At 37.9% G+C, this 21,538-nt stretch carries 17 protein-coding genes; 9 read left to right on the top strand and 8 right to left on the bottom strand.

All coding sequences use genetic code 11. The features are described from left to right. Nucleotides 1–87 precede the first annotated feature (87 nt). Nucleotides 88–1,239, bottom strand: coding sequence for a 1-deoxy-D-xylulose-5-phosphate reductoisomerase (locus D0T08_RS05115; RefSeq protein ID WP_116981537.1), 1,152 nt, complete (start codon nt 1,237–1,239; stop codon nt 88–90). A 242-nt stretch (nt 1,240–1,481) separates the two neighbouring features. Between D0T08_RS05115 and D0T08_RS05110 the strand changes: the two genes are divergently transcribed. Continuing rightward, nucleotides 1,482–2,366 (top strand): fructosamine kinase family protein, encoded by an 885-nt coding sequence (locus D0T08_RS05110; RefSeq protein ID WP_116981536.1) that lies wholly within the window; start codon nt 1,482–1,484, stop codon nt 2,364–2,366. Here the strand turns inward: D0T08_RS05110 and D0T08_RS05105 are convergent. Beyond that, complete coding sequence (locus D0T08_RS05105; protein ID WP_116981535.1) at nt 2,363–3,427, bottom strand: acyl transferase; 1,065 nt, start codon at nt 3,425–3,427, stop codon at nt 2,363–2,365. The genes D0T08_RS05110 and D0T08_RS05105 overlap by 4 nt on opposite strands. 106 nt (nt 3,428–3,533) lie before the next feature. On the opposite strand from D0T08_RS05105, the gene D0T08_RS05100 reads away from it, so the two are divergent. The 3 genes from D0T08_RS05100 (at nt 3,534) to D0T08_RS05090 (ending at nt 6,917) form a co-directional block, all read left to right on the top strand. Beyond that, a complete protein-coding gene (locus D0T08_RS05100) occupies nt 3,534–4,043 on the top strand; it encodes a hypothetical protein (RefSeq protein ID WP_116981534.1) in 510 nt (169 codons plus the stop codon). 330 nt (nt 4,044–4,373) lie between these two features. Continuing rightward, on the top strand, nt 4,374–6,194 hold the full coding sequence (gene typA, locus D0T08_RS05095; RefSeq protein WP_116981533.1) for a translational GTPase TypA: 1,821 nt from the start codon (nt 4,374–4,376) through the stop codon (nt 6,192–6,194). A gap of 120 nt (nt 6,195–6,314) precedes the next feature. Then, nucleotides 6,315–6,917, top strand: a complete 603-nt coding sequence (locus tag D0T08_RS05090; RefSeq protein WP_116981532.1) for an SMI1/KNR4 family protein — start codon at nt 6,315–6,317, stop codon at nt 6,915–6,917. Between the two features lie 46 nt (nt 6,918–6,963). Here the strand turns inward: D0T08_RS05090 and D0T08_RS05085 are convergent, their stop codons facing one another. From D0T08_RS05085 to D0T08_RS05075, 3 genes are all read right to left on the bottom strand, one after another. Beyond that, a complete protein-coding gene (locus D0T08_RS05085; RefSeq protein ID WP_116981531.1) occupies nt 6,964–7,776 on the bottom strand; it encodes a crotonase/enoyl-CoA hydratase family protein in 813 nt (270 codons plus the stop codon). A gap of 78 nt (nt 7,777–7,854) precedes the next feature. Beyond that, the gene (locus D0T08_RS05080) at nt 7,855–10,230 is read right to left on the bottom strand and encodes a M1 family metallopeptidase (protein WP_116981530.1); all 2,376 of its coding nucleotides are present in this window, start codon (nt 10,228–10,230) and stop codon (nt 7,855–7,857) included. A 97-nt stretch (nt 10,231–10,327) separates the two neighbouring features. After that, entirely contained in the window at nt 10,328–10,921 is a 594-nt protein-coding gene (locus tag D0T08_RS05075; protein ID WP_116981529.1) for a HupE/UreJ family protein, read from the bottom strand. 95 nt (nt 10,922–11,016) lie between these two features. Here D0T08_RS05075 and D0T08_RS05070 point away from each other — a divergent pair, with 95 nt between their 5' ends. Further along, nucleotides 11,017–12,132 (top strand): alkane 1-monooxygenase, encoded by a 1,116-nt coding sequence (locus D0T08_RS05070; protein WP_116981528.1) that lies wholly within the window; start codon nt 11,017–11,019, stop codon nt 12,130–12,132. A 74-nt stretch (nt 12,133–12,206) separates the two neighbouring features. Here the strand turns inward: D0T08_RS05070 and D0T08_RS05065 are convergent, their stop codons facing one another. Next, nucleotides 12,207–14,345 (bottom strand): peptidylprolyl isomerase, encoded by a 2,139-nt coding sequence (locus D0T08_RS05065; protein WP_116981527.1) that lies wholly within the window; start codon nt 14,343–14,345, stop codon nt 12,207–12,209. A 755-nt stretch (nt 14,346–15,100) separates the two neighbouring features. Further along, nucleotides 15,101–15,862, bottom strand: coding sequence for a hypothetical protein (locus D0T08_RS05055; RefSeq protein ID WP_147322711.1), 762 nt, complete (start codon nt 15,860–15,862; stop codon nt 15,101–15,103). A gap of 350 nt (nt 15,863–16,212) precedes the next feature. Between D0T08_RS05055 and D0T08_RS05050 the strand changes: the two genes are divergently transcribed. The 4 genes from D0T08_RS05050 to D0T08_RS05035 all read left to right on the top strand — a co-directional run bounded on the left by D0T08_RS05050 (nt 16,213) and on the right by D0T08_RS05035 (nt 20,669). Further along, nucleotides 16,213–17,217, top strand: coding sequence for a gliding motility protein (locus D0T08_RS05050; RefSeq protein WP_116981524.1), 1,005 nt, complete (start codon nt 16,213–16,215; stop codon nt 17,215–17,217). A gap of 61 nt (nt 17,218–17,278) precedes the next feature. Continuing rightward, nucleotides 17,279–19,180: an ABC transporter ATP-binding protein gene (locus tag D0T08_RS05045; protein WP_116981523.1), complete on the top strand. Its 1,902-nt coding sequence runs from the start codon at nt 17,279–17,281 to the stop codon at nt 19,178–19,180. Between the two features lie 91 nt (nt 19,181–19,271). Next, on the top strand, nt 19,272–19,691 hold the full coding sequence (locus D0T08_RS05040) for a Fur family transcriptional regulator (protein WP_116982008.1): 420 nt from the start codon (nt 19,272–19,274) through the stop codon (nt 19,689–19,691). A gap of 57 nt (nt 19,692–19,748) precedes the next feature. Beyond that, the gene (locus D0T08_RS05035) at nt 19,749–20,669 is read left to right on the top strand and encodes an EamA family transporter (protein ID WP_116981522.1); all 921 of its coding nucleotides are present in this window, start codon (nt 19,749–19,751) and stop codon (nt 20,667–20,669) included. Nucleotides 20,670–20,720: 51 nt separating this feature from the next. Here the strand turns inward: D0T08_RS05035 and D0T08_RS05030 are convergent, their stop codons facing one another. Beyond that, nucleotides 20,721–21,506 carry an RluA family pseudouridine synthase gene (locus D0T08_RS05030; RefSeq protein WP_116981521.1) on the bottom strand — a complete coding sequence of 262 codons (786 nt, stop codon included), beginning with the start codon at nt 21,504–21,506 and terminating at the stop codon, nt 20,721–20,723. Nucleotides 21,507–21,538 lie beyond the last annotated feature (32 nt).

The following is a 21,538-nucleotide window of genomic DNA, read 5'->3' as shown; positions in this document are numbered from 1 at the left end:
ATCCAAAAATTTAGGAAAGAATGGTGTAATACTTCCAACGAATGGTAGTAAATTTCCAACGAATGGTAAGAGTTATTGTATGAACTTCTAAAAAGAAAATTCCATGGCTATACGGCGTGCCTCCTCGTCAGTTTTTATATAGTCTTCTAAGGTAGGCGTCTTCACAAAACTTACCCGATGCATACAATCTTCAATCAGATCAGACATTTCCAGGAAACCAATTTCATCGCGTAGAAAAGAAGCAACCGCTATTTCATTAGCAGCATTAACAATACATGCCATATTCCCCCCTTGGCTGAGTGCCTCAAATGCAAAACCTAAATTCCTGAAGGTTTGTACATCTGGTTTCTGGAAAGTCAATGACGGATATTTACTGAAATCAAATCTTGGAAAGTCAGATTTTAAACGGGCAGGATAACTTAAAGCAAACTGAATCGGCACACGCATATCTGGCAAACCCATCTGGGCTTTCATACTGCCATCTTCAAACTGCACCATTGAGTGGATGATACTTTGTGGGTGTACTACCACTTCTATCTGTTCGGGTGTAAGGCCAAATAGCCATTTGGCTTCTATTACCTCTAAACCCTTATTCATCAATGAAGCAGAATCTATTGTAATTTTGGCGCCCATACTCCAATTGGGGTGTTTCAATGCCTGCAGCTTGGTTACACTTTTCAGAAAGTCGCGGTCTTTACCTAAAAATGGTCCTCCTGACGCTGTCAGGATAATTTTCTCTATAGGATTATGAAATTCCCCTACCAGACACTGAAAAATAGCTGAATGTTCAGAATCTACCGGAAGAATATCTACTCTGTTTTTTTGTGCCAGATCGGTTACTAATTCACCAGCTACTACCAGAGTTTCTTTGTTAGCTAAGGCAATATGTTTACCTGCTTTTATAGCTGCAATGGTCGGAATCAAGCCTGCATATCCAACTAAAGCTGTTAGCACCATATTTACCGATTCCATCTGTACTACCGAAGAAAGTGATTTCTCTCCTGCATATACTTTAATATCCAATGGGTCGAGGGCAGAAAAAACTTTATCGTATAAGGCTTCGTTTGAAATAACTACTACGTTAGGACGGAATTTTGCTGCTTGATCAATCAACAAATCGGCATTATTCTGGGCTGTAAGTACTTCTACTGTAAAAATATCCGGATTTGCGGCCACTACCTCTAATGCCTGCGTACCTATTGAACCCGTTGAGCCTAAAATAGCTAAATTTCTTTTCATGTATTATCAGGAATATTTTAATTCGAGAATAAAATTCGTTGTACTTGCGTTAATGTTTTTTACAAAGCTTTCCTTTGTATCCAATCTGAACCACTCTTATTATTTCTAAGACAAAGTTCGGAAAATTTACTGAGAAAGTTTTTATTTTGCTAATCGTATTGAAACAAGCGCATATTTAAACAGTAGAGGCACCTGAGCAGTTTTAGATATACGTTTACAAATTTCATTGGGAGGTCAGGTTTATGCAAACGGCAGAAGATCAATTTCAATTCTTTGAGGGTGTCTTTTTTGAGACCCTAGGACGAGACGTTCAAGTGACAGAATATCGTTTGCTTCAAGGCGGAAGCATTAATGTAACAGTGCAGGTACATACCAATGAAGGAAAGTACTTTATTAAGTATAATACCAGAAACCAAGAGGGGATGTTTGAAACTGAAGCGAAAGGCCTGAACTTGCTACGGGAGGCAAATGTACTGCGGATTCCGGAAGTGTTGAATTGGGGAAGAAGAGACGGACAGGATTATCTGATTTTAGAAAATATTGAATACGCCAAGCCTAATTTTGATTATTGGGAAAAATTAGGTCAAAATCTGGCGAAGCTTCACCGACATACTAACGATTCGTTTGGTCTGCACTTCGATAACTATATCGGTTCTCTGCAACAATTTAATGAGCCTTACACTGACTGGCTGAGCTTTTTTATTGAAAAACGGCTTAATATTCAGGCTGGTCTGGCTTATTATAACGACTTAATCAGTAAAGATTTATACGATAAATTCCAGCACTTTTACAAGGTACTGCCAACGTTATTGCCTAGTGAAGCCCCTTCTTTAATACATGGAGATTTATGGTCAGGCAATGTCATTACTGATGATAAGGGTGATCCTTGTCTGATTGACCCTGCCGTCTATTATGGAAACCGCGAAATGGAGATGGCTTTTACTACTCTTTTTGGTGGTTTTGATAACCGATTCTATGAAGCTTACCACGAGAGTTTCCCATTACAACCCCGTTTCGATGAAAGGATAGCCATTTATAATATTTATCCGCTGATGGTGCATGTCAATATTTTTGGTACAAGCTACCTCCCTCCGGTATTGCGCACTTTGAATAAATATCTGAATTAGATTACCAATAAATTACATCCTCTTATATCCGAGTTATCGAATCGCCCGATAACGCTGAATTGCTGGTTATTTACCTGATATGCGCCTAAATCCTGCGTTTCAATAAAACTACATGAATCTATATTGGCCAGGTCTATCACATTAATACCTCCACGAATGGTCGTTTCTTTTACAATATCAGAGCGGAATTGTGATGAAATGATTTTAAAAGGGTCATTGATTTCTCTCAATAAGATTTTCATTGTATTAGGCAATTCAAATACCCCCTCACCTTTAGAGTAGCCTTGCGAAAGCAGTTCGGTCATGCCATATTCTGAGTGTACTTGTTGTATGGGCAAATGGCTTGTTAGTATTTCATGCACTTCTTCTCTCAATAACTCTTTGCGTCGGCCTTTCATCCCCCCTGTTTCCATAACTACGAGTCTATCTTTGAAGTTTTCAAGAAAAGTTAAATCATATCCACTTTCAACTAAATCCAGTAGTGCAAAAGTTACACCTATTAGCAAAACTTTTCGGGTTGATTGAGAGTTTTCTGAGAGTTGGTGTAACTTTTCAAGCAGTTCTGCCGTATTATTAAGGTAGAATCCTGACTCACGGGAGTAAGAGCGATAAATAAAACTCTGTACCATATACACCAACGACGAATTATTTCGTTCAAGATACGAAGGTAGTAGTGCCAATATGTGATAGTCGGTAATTGGGCCATAAAACTGCTCAAAAATTTTCTGACTGATGTGCTCGTAAAATGGCAAATCGCTCACATAATGCTTACTGGTATTTTGCTGGGTAGTGCCGCTACTTTCAAAAATCATTTGCGTAGGGGCATAGTCGGTAATAATTTTGTGATACTTGAAAAACTGGATGGGCAGGAAAGGAATTTTCTCTAAACGGTCAATTTTTTGAGGATTCACTCTCAAAAAACCTAAATATTCTTTGTAAACAGGATTATTAGATGCCTGGAAACGGAAGATTTCTAAAGCCAATTCTTCAAAAGTATGTGGATTTTGAGAATGATCACTGATTTGCAACACCGCCGATTTTAGTTCGTCACGAATATCCATGTAAAAAATTAATTAATAGTTTAGGAAGTAGCAACAAATAATTTGTGGTTTCGAACGCTAGACTATCTTTTTTATACTAAATTGCTTATAAAATTACAGATAAGAAATGAAAAAGGTTTCAGTATTGGTTGTTTTTAGTGTAGTGGCTTTAGTAACAGGTTGTTACAAAGAGGTATCTTTTGATGTAAAACCCTATATTGAGTTCAAAGATTTACGTAAAGAAATCAGATTAGACCAATTTTCAGGCTCAAAGAAAGACTCAGTTATACTCACTATCAAGTTTCAGGATGGTGATGGAGACCTGGGGCTAAATGAAGAAGAAAAAAAGGCAGCTGTAGCCCAACAAGATTTCAATTATGTGGTACGTATCTTCCGCCAGAAAAAAGGCGTTTTTCAGGAAGTGATTCCTGAAGTAACTTATTCCGGATTCTTCCCGCGTTTAAAGGTAGACAATAAAAAAGGCCCGATTGAAGGCACACTTGATTATTCGTTTGTATACTTCCAGGATTTCACCCCTAAAAAAGATTCTCTGAAATATCAGGTTATGATTAAGGATAGGTCAGGAAACGTCTCTAACACCATAGAATCAAAGGTAATTATTCTGAACGAATTTTAATCTCTGGAGAACGGCAAATATTTTATAATAAAGTATCTATTGAATAATACTTTATTGCTTTTGATTATACTTATCATTCATCAATAAATTTATACTTTTCCAAGACTTTCGTATATACTTTCTTTAAATAAGTTCTTCTGCAAAACACTCCATTTTTTGTACTATTCTTATTAACAATTTAATAATCATAGGAATATTATAGAAAAATGAGGATTTCTCATTGTATTTTTCTAATTTTGCAGTTTATTTTAAAAAGGTGTAGTTCGTTAGTCGTTTATCCGTGATGCGTTGGGGTAAAGATTGACGCATTACGATAACAGTTAGACTTCAATGCAAAACATTAGAAACATTGCCATTATTGCCCACGTTGACCATGGTAAAACAACGTTGGTTGACAAAATTATTCATGCTTCAAAAATCTTCAGAGAGAATCAGGAATTCGGTGATTTAATTCTTGACAACAACGATTTGGAACGTGAGCGCGGAATCACCATCGTGTCAAAAAACGTATCAGTACGTTATAATGATGTTAAAATCAATATTATAGATACTCCAGGCCACGCCGACTTCGGTGGCGAGGTAGAGCGTGTGTTAAAACTTGCGGATGGTGTTATCCTTTTAGTTGATGCTTTTGAGGGACCAATGCCTCAAACCCGTTTCGTATTAGGCAAAGCTTTACAATTAGGCTTAAAACCAATTGTAGTAGTAAATAAAGTAGACAAAGAAAACTGTCGTCCTGAAGAAGTTCATGAGCAGGTTTTCGATTTGATGTTCAACCTTGAAGCAACTGAAGACCAATTGGATTTCCCTTGTTTATACGGTTCATCAAAACAAGGCTGGATGAGCACTGACTGGAAAAAACCAACGACTGACATCATTCCATTGTTGGATGCTATCGTGGCAAATATCCCGGCGTCTCCGGTTGTGGATGGTACTGCACAAATGCAGATTACTTCTTTAGATTATTCATCTTTCGTAGGCCGTATCGCTATTGGTCGTGTTGCCAGAGGGGTTTTGAAAGAAGGTATGCAGGTAGCACTTCTCAAAGCTGATGGTAGTGCTAAAAAGATGCGTATCAAAGAATTACACGTATTCGAGGGTTTGGGTAAAGCAAGAGTTACAGAAGTAGGTTCTGGTGAAATTTGTGCCGTAACTGGTATTGAAGATTTCGAGATTGGTGATACTATCGCTGATGCTGAAAATCCGGAAGCATTACCACGTATTTCTATTGATGAGCCAACCATGAATATGTTGTTTACCATCAATAACTCTCCGTTCTTCGGTAAAGAAGGTAAATTCGTTACTTCGCGCCACTTACGTGACCGTTTGATGAAAGAAACTGAGAAAAACCTTGCTCTACGTGTAGAAACAGGCGAAACAGAAGATAAATTCGTGGTGTTCGGTCGTGGTATTCTTCACTTGTCTGTATTGATTGAAACGATGCGTCGTGAAGGATATGAGTTACAGGTAGGCCAACCACAGGTATTATACAAAGAAGGCGAAAACGGTGAAAGATTAGAGCCGGTTGAAACTTTAGTAGTAGACGTACCGGAAGAAACTGCAGGTAAAGTAATCGAATTAGTAACACAACGTAAAGGTGAGTTATTGATTATGGAACCAAAAGGCGATTTACAACACCTTGAGTTCAATATCCCATCTCGTGGTTTGATTGGTTTACGTTCAAATGTTTTGACAGCTACTTATGGTGAGGCTATCATGAATCACCGCTTCAAGGCATACGAGCCATTCAAAGGTGCTATTCCCGGCCGTATCAACGGTTCGTTGATTTCGATGGGCAATGGTCCTGCGACTCCTTATTCAATCGATAAATTGCAGGATAGAGGCGTATTCTTTATCGACCCGAACGAAGATATTTATATGGGCATGGTAGTAGGTGAGCACAACCGTCAGAACGACTTGGTGATTAACCTGCAAACAGCGAAGAAGTTAACCAATATGCGTGCTTCTGGTTCTGATGATAACGTTCGTATTGCTCCGAAAATCAACTTCTCTTTAGAAGATGCCATGGAGTATATCCAGAAAGATGAATACTTAGAAATCACGCCTAAGTCGATTCGTATGCGTAAAATTTACCTTGACGAAAACGAGCGTAAACGTTACGAAAGCAAAGGTGCTTTTGCGATGGCATAAGCTGATTGAAATAGAATATAGAAAAATCCCTGTTATTTGTTTAGCAGGGATTTTTTTGTAATTGAATTTAAAAAATTACTGCTATATTGTCTTATAACATTTCCTATTCTAATAAAGTAAATGGAAGAAAAAATTATTTCACTAGTTAATGTACTTGGGGAGCGAAAAGAATATCCGCAAGGTATGTTTGATAAAACAATTGTTTGTAGTAAAGAGATACTATCAAATTACTTTAAAGCAGATATACCTCAAGAATTAGTGATATTCTCTAAAGCATTTGGTGCTTTTAGTTTTAGGAATGGTATTGCAGCCAAAGGAATTAAAGATAATCGAATAGGACATACAAATGGTTGGGTTCCTGTTAATTATTTTGTTTCTATATCAGGTAATACAAATACAATACTACATCTGTATACTGATTATAAAGATCAATTATCAAGAAAATTCCTTCCCTTTTGTGAAGGCACAAGTGGTGATTTGATTGGAATTAGTTTAAAGAAGAAAGAGTTTGGGAAAATTTACTATTGGTTTCATGAAAGCAAAGTAGGGAAAGAATACATTTTAATGGCAAATAGTTTTTACGAATTTTTACAAACCTTGTTTATTGAAGAAAAAGTTGGTGAGGAAGTGGAGGAAAGAAATAACGAAATAGATGTAAACTCTTTAACTGATTTATCTCCTCAATTTATTGAATTACTAAGAGAATCAGGCATAATAAAATAAAAGATGCGAACTTGTGGGTTGAACTGGAAGTTCGCCCCACAAATAATTAATCCTCAAAGCCCGCCTCTCTCTTTTGCATCTTCGCCATAAAGGCTTCCTGCAAATCACTTGAAAGCAACATGGCCGCATTCCAGGTTGCCATATAATTCAGTCCATCGGCTACAGAATGATCCCTGGTGTGTAATAGAATATGTTTAGTGCCCCGAATAGATAAAGGAGATTTAGACGCAATTGTAGCAGCTAATTTGAATACTTCTTCCATCATTACACTTTTATCAGGAAAAACCCTGTTGACGATGCCGATTTTCTCTGCTTCTTTGCCATCCACGTTTCTGCCTGTATAAGCCATTTCGCGCACCAAGCCATCTCCTATCAATTTAGGTAGGCGTTGTAAGGTGCCTAAATCGGCCACCATGCCCATATCTATTTCCTTGATAGTAAAGTAGGCATCTTCTGTACAATAACGCATATCACAGGCACAAATCAGGTCTATACCTCCGCCAATACAACCACCGTGAATAGCTACTAAAACAGGCTTCGAGCAGTTTTCAATAGCGTTGATTGGGGCTTGTAAACGAAAAACATCTTTCCTGATTTTTTCTCTTCTTCTCCCCTCACAATTAATATCAGTCTGTGAAACTGACATCAGCAAACTCAAATCAATACCCGCACAGAAATGGTTACTTTCTCCGCCTTCCAGCACAATTACCCGTACTTCGGGATTTTCATCAAGATTCTCAAAAATCTCTTTGATTTCATCCCATGCTGACTGATTAAGTGCATTCGCTTTTTCAGGACGGTTCAGTATTACATGCGCAATATGGTTTTCAATCGACAATTTTAAGGTTTGTAAGAGCATGGCGTTTGATGGTTTGTTGAATAAAAAAGCCGGAGAGGTTTCTCTCCGGCCAATTTAACATTATTCTTGCAGAAATTGCTATTTCTTATCTCCACTTGTTTGCACTCCCGTCGGCTGATTTTTCTTTGCCTCCTGCATTGGGTTCGGGCCACCACCGAAACCTCTTTGCTTAAAGGCCTGGAAGCGAGTCGGCTGCGCAGGCTCTTTCGGGAAAGTATTATCAGAGGTATCAATATCTGGAATTTCATGATACGGATCTAGCTTAAACCTGGCTACTTTTTTGGTTGTTACCAAAGTCTTTTTCACCTCTTTATCGTTGACTCTCCATACTTCAACCGGGATTCTTACATCTTCAAAAGTACCATCCTCAAACTCCATTCTGATGATTACGGGCATTACCAGACCACCTTTGTTTTTCAGGCTCATCACATAGAAGTTTTTACCTTCTTCTATCATTTTGCGCTCATCGGCGGTCAAAGTAGACAGATATTGCTCATATTTCTTTTTATCAGCATCGGTTACGGCAAATTTATCATAAGAATTATAGAAATCTCTCATAGTCGAATCTGCCTCTACAACCGTTTGTTTAATATCTGTTTTGTTACGGATATTGCTCAATGTTTCTCTCTTGGCATCGGCTTCCGCTTTGGCCATTGCTTTTTGCTTAGCCGGGTCTTGCGAATCTATGCTATACCATTCTACATTGGCAATAGCCTGATCTGCAGGCTCTACACCATAGAACCAGCCTTTCCAGAACCAGTCTAAATCAACGCCTGAAGCATCTTCCATTGTACGGAAGAAATCGGCTGGTGTCGGGTGTTTGAATGCCCAACGGCGTGAGTATTCTTTGAACGCATAGTCAAATAGCTCACGACCCATGATAGTTTCACGCAGGATATTCAAACCCGTAGCAGGTTTTGAATAAGCATTCGGACCAAAAGTACCTGGAATAATATTATCAGAGCTACTCATGATCGGATTTTGCTTATCAGCTTCAATCTTCATATAGCCCGTAATGTATTGCGGTTCGATACCGTTAGCCGGGAAGTTTCTGTCCCACTCCAGACAGGTTAATCCCTCTAAGAAAGTGTTTAAACCCTCGTCCATCCATGACCACTGACGCTCGTCAGAGTTTACAATCATCGGGAAGAAGTTATGTCCTACTTCATGAATAATTACCAGAATTAAAAAGTTTTTAGTGCCTTCTGAATAAGTGCCGTCTGCTTCCGGGCGAGCACCGTTAAAACTCATCATTGGGTATTCCATACCTCCTACCGTGCCGTGTACTGAATAAGCAACCGGATAAGGATAAGCTACTGAACGTTTTGAATAGTTAACTAAAGTATGTGCTACCACACGGGTTGAATATTGTCCCCAAAGCGGATTCGCTTCTTTCGGATACAAAGACATTGCCCATACTTTTTTACCTTCCACATCTACCATCATAGCATCCCAGATGAATTTACGTGAGGTAGCAAAAGCGAAGTCGCGCACGTTTTTAGCTACATACACCCAGGTTTTCTTGCCTGTTGGCTTGCCTTTTTCTGCTGCTTCTGCTTCCGCTTGAGTAACAATTAAGACAGGTGTTTTAGCAGTTTTTGCCTGTTCTAAGCGTTTTTGCTGCGTGGCTGTCAGAACATCTTTCGGGTTTTGTAACTCACCTGTTGCACCTAGTACCATATCGTTTGGTACAGTTAAGGCCACTTTATAATCTCCAAAAGGCAATGTAAATTCACCCTGGCCTAAAAATTGTTTGTGTTGCCAGCCGTTTACATCGTCATAAACTGCCATACGAGGAAACCACTGTGCAATTTCATACAACACATTGCCATCTTTAGGAAAAAGCTCATAACCGCTTCTACCTCCTACCGATTTCAAATCGATAATATTGAACTTCCAGTCAACCTGAAATACGAACTGCATACCTTTTGCCAAAGGGGTAGGGAGGTCGATACGCATCATGGTTCCATTGATGGTATAGCGTAAATCTTTACCAGCAGCGTCCTTTACTGCTGAAATCTTATAGCCATAATCTTTATCATTTGCTCCGCTTAAATTACCCAGATTAGTAAAACTAGAACCGCTCGTAGGGTTAATGGCAGATTGGCGGGTAATGTTGCCATCTGAATTTTTTGAGAATACGTTCTGATCTAATTGTAACCATAAATAACGTAACTCTTCCGGCGCATTGTTAGTATAAGTGATTTTCTCTGTACCCGTGATACTCTGATCAGTATCATTTAATTCGGCTTTGATATCGTAATCAGCTTTTTGTTGCCAGTAATCTCTACCGGGAGCACCGGCTGCCGTTCGGAAGGTATTAGGCGTTGGTAAGCCCGTACCCATTTGTTCGAACTTGGTATTGGCATTATATTGGGTAGTGGGTGCTTGTTGCGCATTAAGCGACAAAGCTCCACAAACCACCAAACCAATAAAAATAGATAGTTTTTTCATGCTTTGATGAAGGTTAATTATACAGTTCGGATGAAAATATATGCGATTTAGGAAAAATTCGTTGACTAATAATCACGCAATTTAGGGGATATTCTCTTTAGAAAAACCATTTTTCAGTCATTAATTTAAAGGCTACCCCAGCTACGAAGCTAGAAAGAATCAGATTCCAGGTATGCTTTTTTACCTTAAAGACATTCATTATTAAGAAACCAAGACCCATAGCAATAGCGATAATAAATATCTGCCCAAATTCAAGCCCGATATTGAAAGCCAGCAGTTGAGGAATAATGTTTTCGTCTTTGCCCAATAAACTGCGTAAATAGTTAGAAAAACCCATACCGTGAATCAGTCCAAAACCTAATGCAAGCACATATCTGACAGGTGAGAAATCTTCTTTAGCTAATGCATTATCGCTACTTTTGTGAAAAAGATTAGTAATACAAGTAAAAATAATTGTAACAGGGATCAGAAATTCAATGAGTTCGGTGCTATACTCTATGATATTAAGGGCTGCTAAGGCTAAAGTAATGGAATGACCAATGGTAAAAGCCGTTACCAGAACCAATACTTTTTTCCAATCGGTTATGCGATAAATGGCACATAAAGCTACTACAAATAGAATATGGTCGTAGCCGTTGATGTCGGTTATGTGCTGATAACCTAATTTAAGAAAAATAAAAAATTCCGTCATTTTGCAGTGGTTAGAGTGTTGGATGTGTATATTAGTAACAAAAATACAAGTTTTGAAGACCCTGATTGTAAAGTATCTACTTAATTTTTACAATTATGCATATTCGCAAGAAAATCGGCTTTGCCTGGGGATATTCCTTTATTGTTTTTCTACTATCAGGCTACTACTTCATTAGTCATAACTGGACTTTCTTTGTATTTGTCTATGGCTATATACTGGTTCCTATTATGGATCAGGTGATTAGCCGGGATTCACAGAATGCCAGTACAGAAGAATACGAAAAATTGCTGAAAGACAAATACTTTGATGTATTGGTCTATTCTCACGTATATATACAATATTTCATTTTGCTGTGGGGCTGTTATATTCTGGTTTTTGATAACCTTACGTGGTGGCAGATAGTGGGTTTAATGCTCAGCCAAGGTGTTTATGCGTCTACTATTATCAATGTGGCTCATGAATTAGGGCATCGTACCAGTCCATGGGCACAGTTTCATGCCAAAGCTACTTTAATGACGGTTGGCTATATGCACTTTCTGATAGAGCATAATCGGGGGCATCATACTCATGTAGCTACCCCATTCGACCCGGCTACTGCCCGAAAGAATCAAAGTATTTTTTCTTTCTGGAAACAGACCCTTATCGGTAGCTTCAAAAGTGCATGGCATATCGAAAAGAAGCAGTTGGCAAAACAGAATCTATCTGTTTGGTCATGGCACAATGGTATGATTTGGGCAGTTGTACTACCTATTCTGTTTTGCGTAAGCATGACTTTATTATTCAGCTATTTATCAGGTAAGTTTGAATGGATTATACCTACGTTTACTATTGTTCAAAGTATTATAGCCGTGCTTTCTCTGGAATGTGTTAACTATATAGAACATTATGGAATTATGCGCAAAGAAATTGCGCCCGGTAAATATGAAAAAGTAAATCCTTTACATTCATGGAATGCCAATCATTATTATAGTAATCTGATGCTCTTCCATTTGCAGCGTCATTCAGATCATCATGCTTATGCGGCAAGACCGTATCAGGTATTAAGACATTTTGATGAAAGCCCTCAACTGCCTTATGGTTATACCCTAATGATATTAATTTCTTTAGTGCCACCATTATGGTTTAAGACAATGAATAAGCGATTAGAGGACTGGCAGGAGAGAGAATATAGTACCGAGCAGATACGAGAAGTAGTGAGTCGGTTTAGTTAGTCGATAAAAAAGAATAGCAGCCTTTCGGGCTGCTATTCTTTTTTATATCAATTAACGAATTAATCTTCGTTTTATCAGAAGAATTTTGCTCTGTTATCTTTGATATTAGCGTTATCACGAATAGCTTGGTTAGCTAAGTAAGAAGCACCAAAGCCACCACTACGTTGCAATACCTGTGTTTTGTATTGTGAGTAATCAGCAATGGCAGGAGCAGGAGTAATAGCAGTGGTTTCTACAATGAATACACCGTTTTCGCCTACAAAAGGTTTCGAACGTTTGCCAGCAGCCAAGCTGAAAATCTTACCTATAGCAATCGGGTCAACACCAGGTGTTGTTAATAATCCTGTTGCCAAGCTGATTTGGTTAGCTGCTTCAACAATAGCACCTGCACCGTATTTCTGAGCGATTTGCTCTAATGTTCCGGTAGCACCTGCCAGCTTCTTCGTGATTTGCTCAGCTTTGATTTCGTTACGAACTTTAGCTGTCAAAGCCTCTCTGAAATCATCTACCTTAGGATTATCTTTCTCTGATTTAGATTTGATAGCTGCTACAATAAAGTTATCACCAATTTCAAATACTCTATTTGAAACCGAACCTACTTTAGTATCATCGCTGAATGCCCACAACACAACTTCACGTGCATTCTGAATAGTATTAAATGCAGCTGCATCAGGGAATACTCTTTCAGCTTTCAACATGACCAGTTTAGGATCCTTTTTCACTGCTTCTTCAAACTCTTTATCTGAATCTACACTTGAACGTAAAGTTTCAGCTTTTTGATAAGCAGCATTACGGGTAGCTTCGCTAGCCTGTAATTCGCGGCTGATACTGGCCACTTTATATTTAAGATTTGATTTTGGCTCTGTAACCTTGATAATATGATATCCGAACTCTGTTTCTACCAAGTTTGGTACTAAACCGGTTCCGCTCATACCAAAAACCGCATCATTGAACGGTTTCACCATTCTACCTTGTTTGAAGAAACCTAAATCTCCACCTTGCTGAGCTGAACCATCCTGACTGTTTGTACGAGCTAAAGTAGCGAAATCAGCACCTTGTTTCAACTGATCTAATAGAGACTGTGCCTGTGTACGGGCAGCAGCCTTTACTGAATCAGGAGAACCTGCAGCAAAAGGAATCAGGATATGGCTTGCACGAACAGTGTAAGCTGTATCTATAGTAGTACCTTCAAATTTATGAATCGAGTACACGCTACCTTCTTTGAATGGCCCGATTACCGCACCAGGAATAGCTGTTGCCAAAGCTGTTTTTAAATCAGCACTTAATTCGCTTGCTGAACGCTCGTAAGGGTATCTTACTTCTGAGTTAGCAGAGGCATACGCTTGTGGGTCAGCAGCTGCGGCTAAACCTTTAGCGAAAGATTTAATATCTTCGTAAAGGGCTGCGCTATCTTCTTTCGTTGCGGCTACCTGATATACTACGTAGTCAAATGAGCGGCTATCGTAGCCTACATATTCTTTGCTATGTTTGCTCAGGTAATCAGACAATTGGCTGTCTGTTACTTTGATAGTTGTATCATTAACACTAAAATACGGTACGTACAAATATTTAGCATCTGCTTTCGTTACTTGTCCTTCGTACTCTTTTTTGGCTTCGGCTGTAGTGACAAAAGTAGATGAGCTAAGCAATGCGTTGTATTTCTCTAACAAACGTTGTTGCATCGCGCTTTCTTTAATCTGGTCCCAGGCCATTTTTTGCGGTGCTGGCAATTGATTACCGGCAGCTGCATTGATGAATTCGATGTGACGATTACGATCGTACTGTCCTGTTTGAGGGTCAGTAAACTGTTGTTTAATCATCGGACTCAGGTTTTTAGTACCTTGAATCATTTCACGTAATTCATCAGGAGTTACTTTTAAGCCTAATTTTTCAAATTCTTCTTTGTAAGCAATATCAAAAATCATTTGCTCCCAAACCTGATTGCGGAGTTGTTGCACTTCTTGCTCTTGTAATGCTCTTCCTGCCTGTTGTTCGTAATTGGTACGTGCTACATCTAATTTTGCCTGAAATGCCTGTGCATCAATGCTTGTGCCGGCTATTTCACCAATTTTATTTTTGTTACCGCCAAAAAGGCCTCCATTTCCACTACTGCCGTAGAATAAATCTCCTCCAACGATAAATAGAATAAGGGCAACTGCGATAACTGCAACTGCGATCCCCGAACGCTCCCGAATTTTGTTAATTAAAGCCATTAGTTTTTATTTTATACTGAATTTTAGTCCGTGTTTTTAGGTGATAATCGGTTAAAGGTAAAACCTGTAAAAAAACGAACCGCAAAAATACATAGATTCATACATATTATCAAAGAAATACAATTAGGATTATCTGTTTTTTAACAAGTTTTATACCACATAAATGATAATTTTATAGAAAACCCTTTAATTCGCGCCGAAACAGGCCATTTTGGCTAGATATAGAGTCATAATATTTTTTTATAAAATATTTATTTTCAATCGTTTGAAGCTACTAGAGATATTGTTTCAAGAAACATTTATAAGAATGATTTATACTAATAAATCACTATAAAACAATATTAGGCGCAATAATAGATATGTAGAATTATCTATTATTGCGCCTAACTAAATTAACTCTTATAAAATCTGAAGCTATTCCTTATTTAATTGTTTCATTTGAGGGAATTTCTCATACATTTGAGTTCTTGTTGTATTAGTAATAAAAAACCACAAAACTAATGATGCGAATATCATTATAACTAAACGGAGTAATCTGCCTTTATTATTATAATTAAATAAAAAGAAGAGAATCGTGGCTATTAGAGAAACAATAATTAAATAAGTAATCTCCCACTTATCAGGAATCAGAGCTCTCATTGGAAACAAAAAAGATAAAAGAATTACATCTTTATATTTCTTAAATAAAGTATATTTTTCTAAAAAAGACAATAATTTTTGATGTATGGAATGCATTTTATTATGAATTAAATTGATTAACAACCATTGAAACAAACTTCAGCTGTTTCAAAAGCATAATGTGTCTCAATACTATAGTTTGCATAAGCAACTATACCACAAGCAATATCCATAGGCGAAGCCATTAGCATACATGACCAGGTTGCAACCAATAATATCGCACTTTGTTTATCTAACGCAAGATTAAGATTTGCTCCACAATCAAAGAAGCAATCTTTATGAACATTACTTTTTCTAGCTAAATCTCTTGATTTTATTTCTTCCTTAACAGCCTCATCTAATATTTTTTGTGCAGCTTGAATTGGCAATAACCTAACTTCTTGTTGAGAGTTAACAAATGCCTGAAATAAAGAAATCATTTGTTTTGCATTTTCAATTTGATTTTCAGATTCAATATAAATTTCTTTATATAGCTCAACAGCTTCGTTGTAGTTATTAGCTGTAGAAAGCTGTTGTTTAATCTGTTTAAAATCAACTCCTTCGATAAATAATGGAACTCTTTTTTTATTCTTTACATTCTCCCAGCTAATCCTATCTTTAAGTACAAAATTTACCAAAGAAGTAAATTCTTCTGATTTCCTGATTTTTTGAATAAGAACTTCTTCTATTTTCCTTTTTTCTACTGGATCTAATCCATCTATACTTCTAACTTTTTGGAGAAGTTTTTCTTCTGACATATCCTGTTTTAAGGCGACAGGATTATTAATTTCCGATTCTCTACAGGAATATAGAACAAAAATTGATACCAAAATAATAGACAAAATTAATGTTTTTTTCATGTCAAGCAAGTTGTTTTTATGTGTAAGACTACTTAAATATAAACCTATCATATAATAAAAGCTAATTTTAATTTGCATACTTATTAAACGGCACTTTGCTTAAAAGTATTAATGAAAACTATAAATGCAATCTTAGGTAAGGAATTCCTAAAATTGGAATAGTTAAAAACTTACCTTTTTAATCTTACTAATGAAAAATCTATTATATACTTTTAATAAATTCTTCCAAGTAATTTTTTCATAAAATAGGAAAGATTAGATTAAAAACTTCTTATAATTTGCTAAGCTACGTGATACCAGACAAATAATTGCTAATTTTGTGCGTTTTTTGAAGAAACCTCATTCTATTTATGAAATATCGTATTCTTGGATTTTTCTGTTTCATTTCTTCTTGTTTTTATGCCTGTCAAAATTCAGAATCAACCACCGAAGCGGCTGATGTAGATGTATCTAATATAAAAGTTAGCGTGAATGTTGAGCGACTGGAAGTGCCTTTGATGCAATTGAAGAATAAAGAGGAAATCAGAAGTTTTTTAGAAAAACACCGCACTTTTGTTGAAACCTTTTACCAAACTCCTGCCAACGATACTTCACTTATCAGCAGGCTTGATTACCTGATTCATTACCCGGAGATTCAGGAATTATACAAGCAAACACAAGAGAAATTTGGCGATCTGGACGATTTGAAAAAAGAGTTTGAAGTTGCCTTTAAACATATCAAATACCATTATCCCGATTTTAAAGAACCTAAAATCATTACCACCTTTGCGGCACTTGATAATGAACTGGTGGTAAGTGATAGCCTGATAATTATCCCTTTAGAATCGTTCATTGGCCCGAAAGCCAGGTATCGTCCGCAGCATCCTAATTATATGTTAAAGCGATATGATAAACCTTATATCGTGCCTACGGTTGTTACACTTTTATCAAGAAAATATAACAAGATTGATATAAACGACCGCACTTTGCTAGCCGATATGGTTTTCTATGGCAAAAGCTTTGAGTTTACCAGAGCCGTGATTCCGAATGTGGCAGACTCCCTAATAGTTGCGTATGCCGATACTAATCTTACAAAAAGCTGGCACAATCAGGGGCAGGTATGGGCGCATTTCATTGATAACAAGCTATTGTATGAAACCAATGATAGAATTAAAGACAAGTATATCGGCGAACGGCCTTATGTAACAGAAATAGGCTCAGATTGTCCCGGACGAATTGGTCAATGGTTGGGTTGGCGAATAGTAAGCCGTTACCGAACCGAAAATCCTAAGATTACGTTAGTAGAATTAATGCAAAACGCCAATGCGCGTGAGATTTTTGAGCAATCAAAATACAAAGGGCAAACGGAAGATTAACTTTTCTGCCCAGTACCCGTTTAATTTTAAAATCCTCGTGTTTAGCTAGAGGATACTTACTATGGCAAAGAGAACCCGAAGTTTTGGAGAAGAAGCTTCAGAAAAAGACAAGAAAAAAGTTAGTGCAGAGGGCTTTAAAAAAGCCCTTAAAGTTTTCAGATTTACCTTACCTTATAAATGGACATTTGTGATAGGTTTCATTTTTTTGATTCTTTCACAAATCACCTCCATGAGTATCCCGCTACTGATGGGACAAATGGTAGGTGCCATTGTATCGCCTGATAAATCTACGCCGTTGGCTAATTCTAATCCCATAGGGAATATGAATGTGATGGGCGATAAACTACAGAATGTCTTTCAGTCGGCCCCTAATTTTACCTTGAATGAAGTAACTTTTCTCTTTGTTGCTTTATTGATTCTACAAGCAGCTTTCTCTTTTCTAAGGGTTTATACTTTTACCCGTGTATCAGAGCAATCGATGCGTGATTTGAGAAAAGAACTCTATACTAAAATCATCACTTTGCCTATTACTTTCTTTGAGAAAAGCCGTGTGGGTGAACTGATGAGCCGCATTACTTCTGATGTCACGCAACTGCAAGATGTATTATCCATTACCTTAGCCGAGTTATTCCGTCAGGTATTTACCTTGGTAGGTGGGGTTTTACTGATTACCCTTATATCTGGTAAGCTGACACTCTTCATGTTGTCTACTTTCCCATTCCTGGTAGTAGCCGCCATCATTTTCGGACGATTCATCAGAAAAAATTCTAAGAAAGTACAGGATGAACTTGCCAAAACCAATATTATCGTAGAAGAAACCCTTCAATCTGTGAACGTAGTGAAAGCCTTTACTAACGAACGTCTGGAGGTTGGTCGTTATACTAGTTCCATCCAACGTGTAGTCGATTATGCTTTAAAAGCCGCCACTTTCAGAGGTGGTTTTATTTCGTTTATTATTTTCGTATTGTTTGGTGGAGTGGTGGGTGTAGTTTGGTATGGCGGTAATTTAGTATTGAGTGGTGAATTAGATTTCAAAGACCTTTTCACGTTTATCATTTATACAGGATTTATTGGCGGTTCGGTTGGTGGTTTAGGTGATATGTATGCCCAGATTCAAAAAACCATTGGTGCTTCTGAGCGTGTGTTGGAAATTCTGGAGGAGAAATCAGAAGTAAACGTCCATCGTCCGTTTGAGTTTAAGAAAACACAAGGCAATGTATCTTTTGAAAACGTAGGTTTTGTATATCCATCAAGAGCTGATGTAACTGTATTGAAAGATATTTCTATTAATGTCAAGTCAGGTGAGAAAGTGGCTCTAGTGGGGCAAAGTGGCGCAGGCAAATCGACACTTGTACAGCTATTAATGAAACTCTATCCGCTTACCAACGGTAAGATTGTGATTGATGGAGTAGATATTTCGAAACAGGATGTAACCGAGTTAAGAAGCAATATTGCCATAGTACCACAAGAAGTAATGCTTTTTGGGGGTACTATCTACGAAAACATTGCTTACGGAAAGCCGGGAGCTACAGAAGTTGAAGTTTTTGAAGCTGCCCGTAAAGCTAATGCCTTTGATTTCATTACTTCTTTCCCTGAGAAATTCCAGACAATTGTAGGTGAAAGAGGTGTGAAATTATCGGGCGGACAAAGACAAAGGGTAGCTATTGCCCGTGCCATTCTGAAAGACCCATCGATTCTGATTCTGGATGAAGCTACCAGCGCTCTGGATTCTGAATCAGAAAAACTGGTGCAGGATGCACTTGATGAGTTAATGAAGAATCGTACAACCATTATTATTGCTCACCGTCTGGCAACTATCCGCAATGTAGATACGATTTATGTATTGAAAGACGGAGAAATTGCAGAATCGGGTTCGCATGAGGATTTGATTCTGAAAGAAGAAGGAATTTACGCAAATATGGTTAAATTACAGTTTGATAATGTAAATTTGCTGGTAGAATAACAAGTATTAGAAATCCTTTCTGATTCAAAAGCAGTTTTAGTCTGAGGTAAAAGGCATTTCATTGCTTTTCATGAATTTAAATGTAGAAATCATGAATTTCTCTAAAAGTACACTAAAAGAATACGACTTACGCCATACCGGCTGTCGGGAAGATATATTGCAGTCGTTCCAGTCTTATAGCCATGCGCTTTCGCATGGAGATCTGGAAAATCTGTTTGGGGAACGTTTCGATAGAGTAACGATTTATCGTACCCTAAAGACTTTTGTTGAAAAAGGCATTATCCATAAAGTGCTGGACGATGAAGGCGGCACTAAATATGCTCTTTGCCGCTCAAACGAATGTTCACACGATGAACATCACCATGACCATGTGCATTTCAAATGCCTGGTATGTGGCAATACAACCTGTATTGAGAGTGTACACATTCCGAAACTGAGTTTGCCTGAAGGCTATAAACTGACCGATATTAATATGCTGATGCAAGGTACTTGCCCTAATTGCAAAGCATAAAATTCTTGTTTGAGCAACCTGTTATTGTGAGTTTTTCTCGCGCTTTTCTTACCATCAATGTCTTATAAAACCAAGCTTATCATAGCGCTCGGACTTGTGTATGTAGTCTGGGGTTCTACTTTTTTAGGTATGAAGTACGCCATAGAGGTGCTTCCGCCTATGATGGTTTCGTGCTTACGCTTTCTTACGGGTGGAATCCTGCTATTCATATTTACCTTGTGGAAAGGCTATGGTATACCCAATTGGACCCAGATAAAAGGAGCAGCTTTGGTAGGCTTGATGCTCAGCGGGATTGGTAATATTACGGTAGCTTATGCCTTACGTTTTATGCCGTCAGGTCTGGTTGCATTACTAGTGGCTACTTTACCTGCCTGGATGATTATGCTTGATTTCTGGTTTTTCAGCAAAACCAAGCCTACGCTTATTGGCTTAATTGGCTTGATTGTAGGTTTATTCGGGATGGTTTATTTATTAGATATTACCAATCCGGCCAATACTGCTAATCGGGAAGTAGCTATTTTCCCTGCCCTATTGGTTTTTGCAGGTTCTGTTGCGTGGGCATACGGTTCTTTGAAATCTCCTTATTTATCATTACCGAAACCTATACAATCTACGGCCATACAAATGATTGCCGGAGGACTTTTTTCTCTAACGACGAGCCTGGTATTTGAAGACAATCATATTCAGGCTTTTCAGAGTATGACTTTTGAAACCTATGCAGCTGTCATTTACCTCATTGTAATAGGTTCTTATGTAGGCTATAGCGCCTATCTTTGGCTGATTAACAATGCACCACCGCAACTAACGGCTACTTATGCCTATATCAATCCGGTAGTAGCTTTCTTTTTGGGTTGGATTTTTAAAGGTGAGGTACTCACTACCCGGTCATTGATTGCTTCTGCCATTGTATTGATTGGCGTAGTATTAATGACTATAGGTCGAAGAAAAACGGCTTCGAAAACTGTTCCTATTGAGTAAAATGTGTAAGCAAACGTCGTCCGCACGATTTGAAAAATCGTAATACACAGGTCAGGCCGTAAACTTATCCAACTGCTTCACTAATACATCAAAATCTTTCGGATAAGGGGCTTCTATCTTTACTGCTTCGCCATTTAGTAAGCGGAAAGAAAGTGAATGGGCATGCAGCGCTACTCTTTTAATCAGTGGCAGTTCCTCTGTTCCTTTTTTCAGATTAAACTTCTTGCTTTTTAGTTGAGATAAGAAAATTTCATCTCCGCCATAAGTCGGGTCGCAGACAATCGGAGCTTTCAGGCATTGTAAGTGTACACGAATCTGGTGCATACGACCCGTAATCGGGATACATTCTACAAGCGTATGATAGCGATAGGCTTTTAGCGTAAAGAAAATCGTTTCAGCTATTTTCCCTTTCTCTCGGTCAATTCTCACCGCCGTACCATCTTTCAATTGCGCAATTGGTAAGAAAACTGAAACACTATCAAAATCATGCACACCATTTACTACTGCGTGATAACGCTTGGTTACCTCACGGTTTTCAAACTGCATGGCAAGATTTCTATACGCAGCCGGATTTTTAGCAATAGCCAATGCACCAGAAGTTTCTTTATCTAGTCGGTGACATAATTGTGCATCGTCAGAATAGGCTTTCGCTAAACGCAGAATACTCTGGTGCTTGTCTTGTGTACGTTCGTCAAGACTTGCTAAATACGGAGGTTTATTGATAACTATATAATCGTTGTTTTCAAAGATGATTAAGTCTTCAAAAACTACGTTTTTCGGTGTCGTTTTTATTTTCGGTGTTTCCTGAGATTCTTGAAATTCAAATTCGTATTCCATATCGCTGATCGGTCTGATAAAATATTCTGCAA

This window comes from Emticicia sp. C21 (assembly GCF_003418935.1).
Lineage (GTDB): Bacteria > Bacteroidota > Bacteroidia > Cytophagales > Spirosomataceae > Emticicia.
Note: the sequence above shows the minus strand (reverse complement) of the source record. Positions and strands in the feature narration are given on the sequence as shown.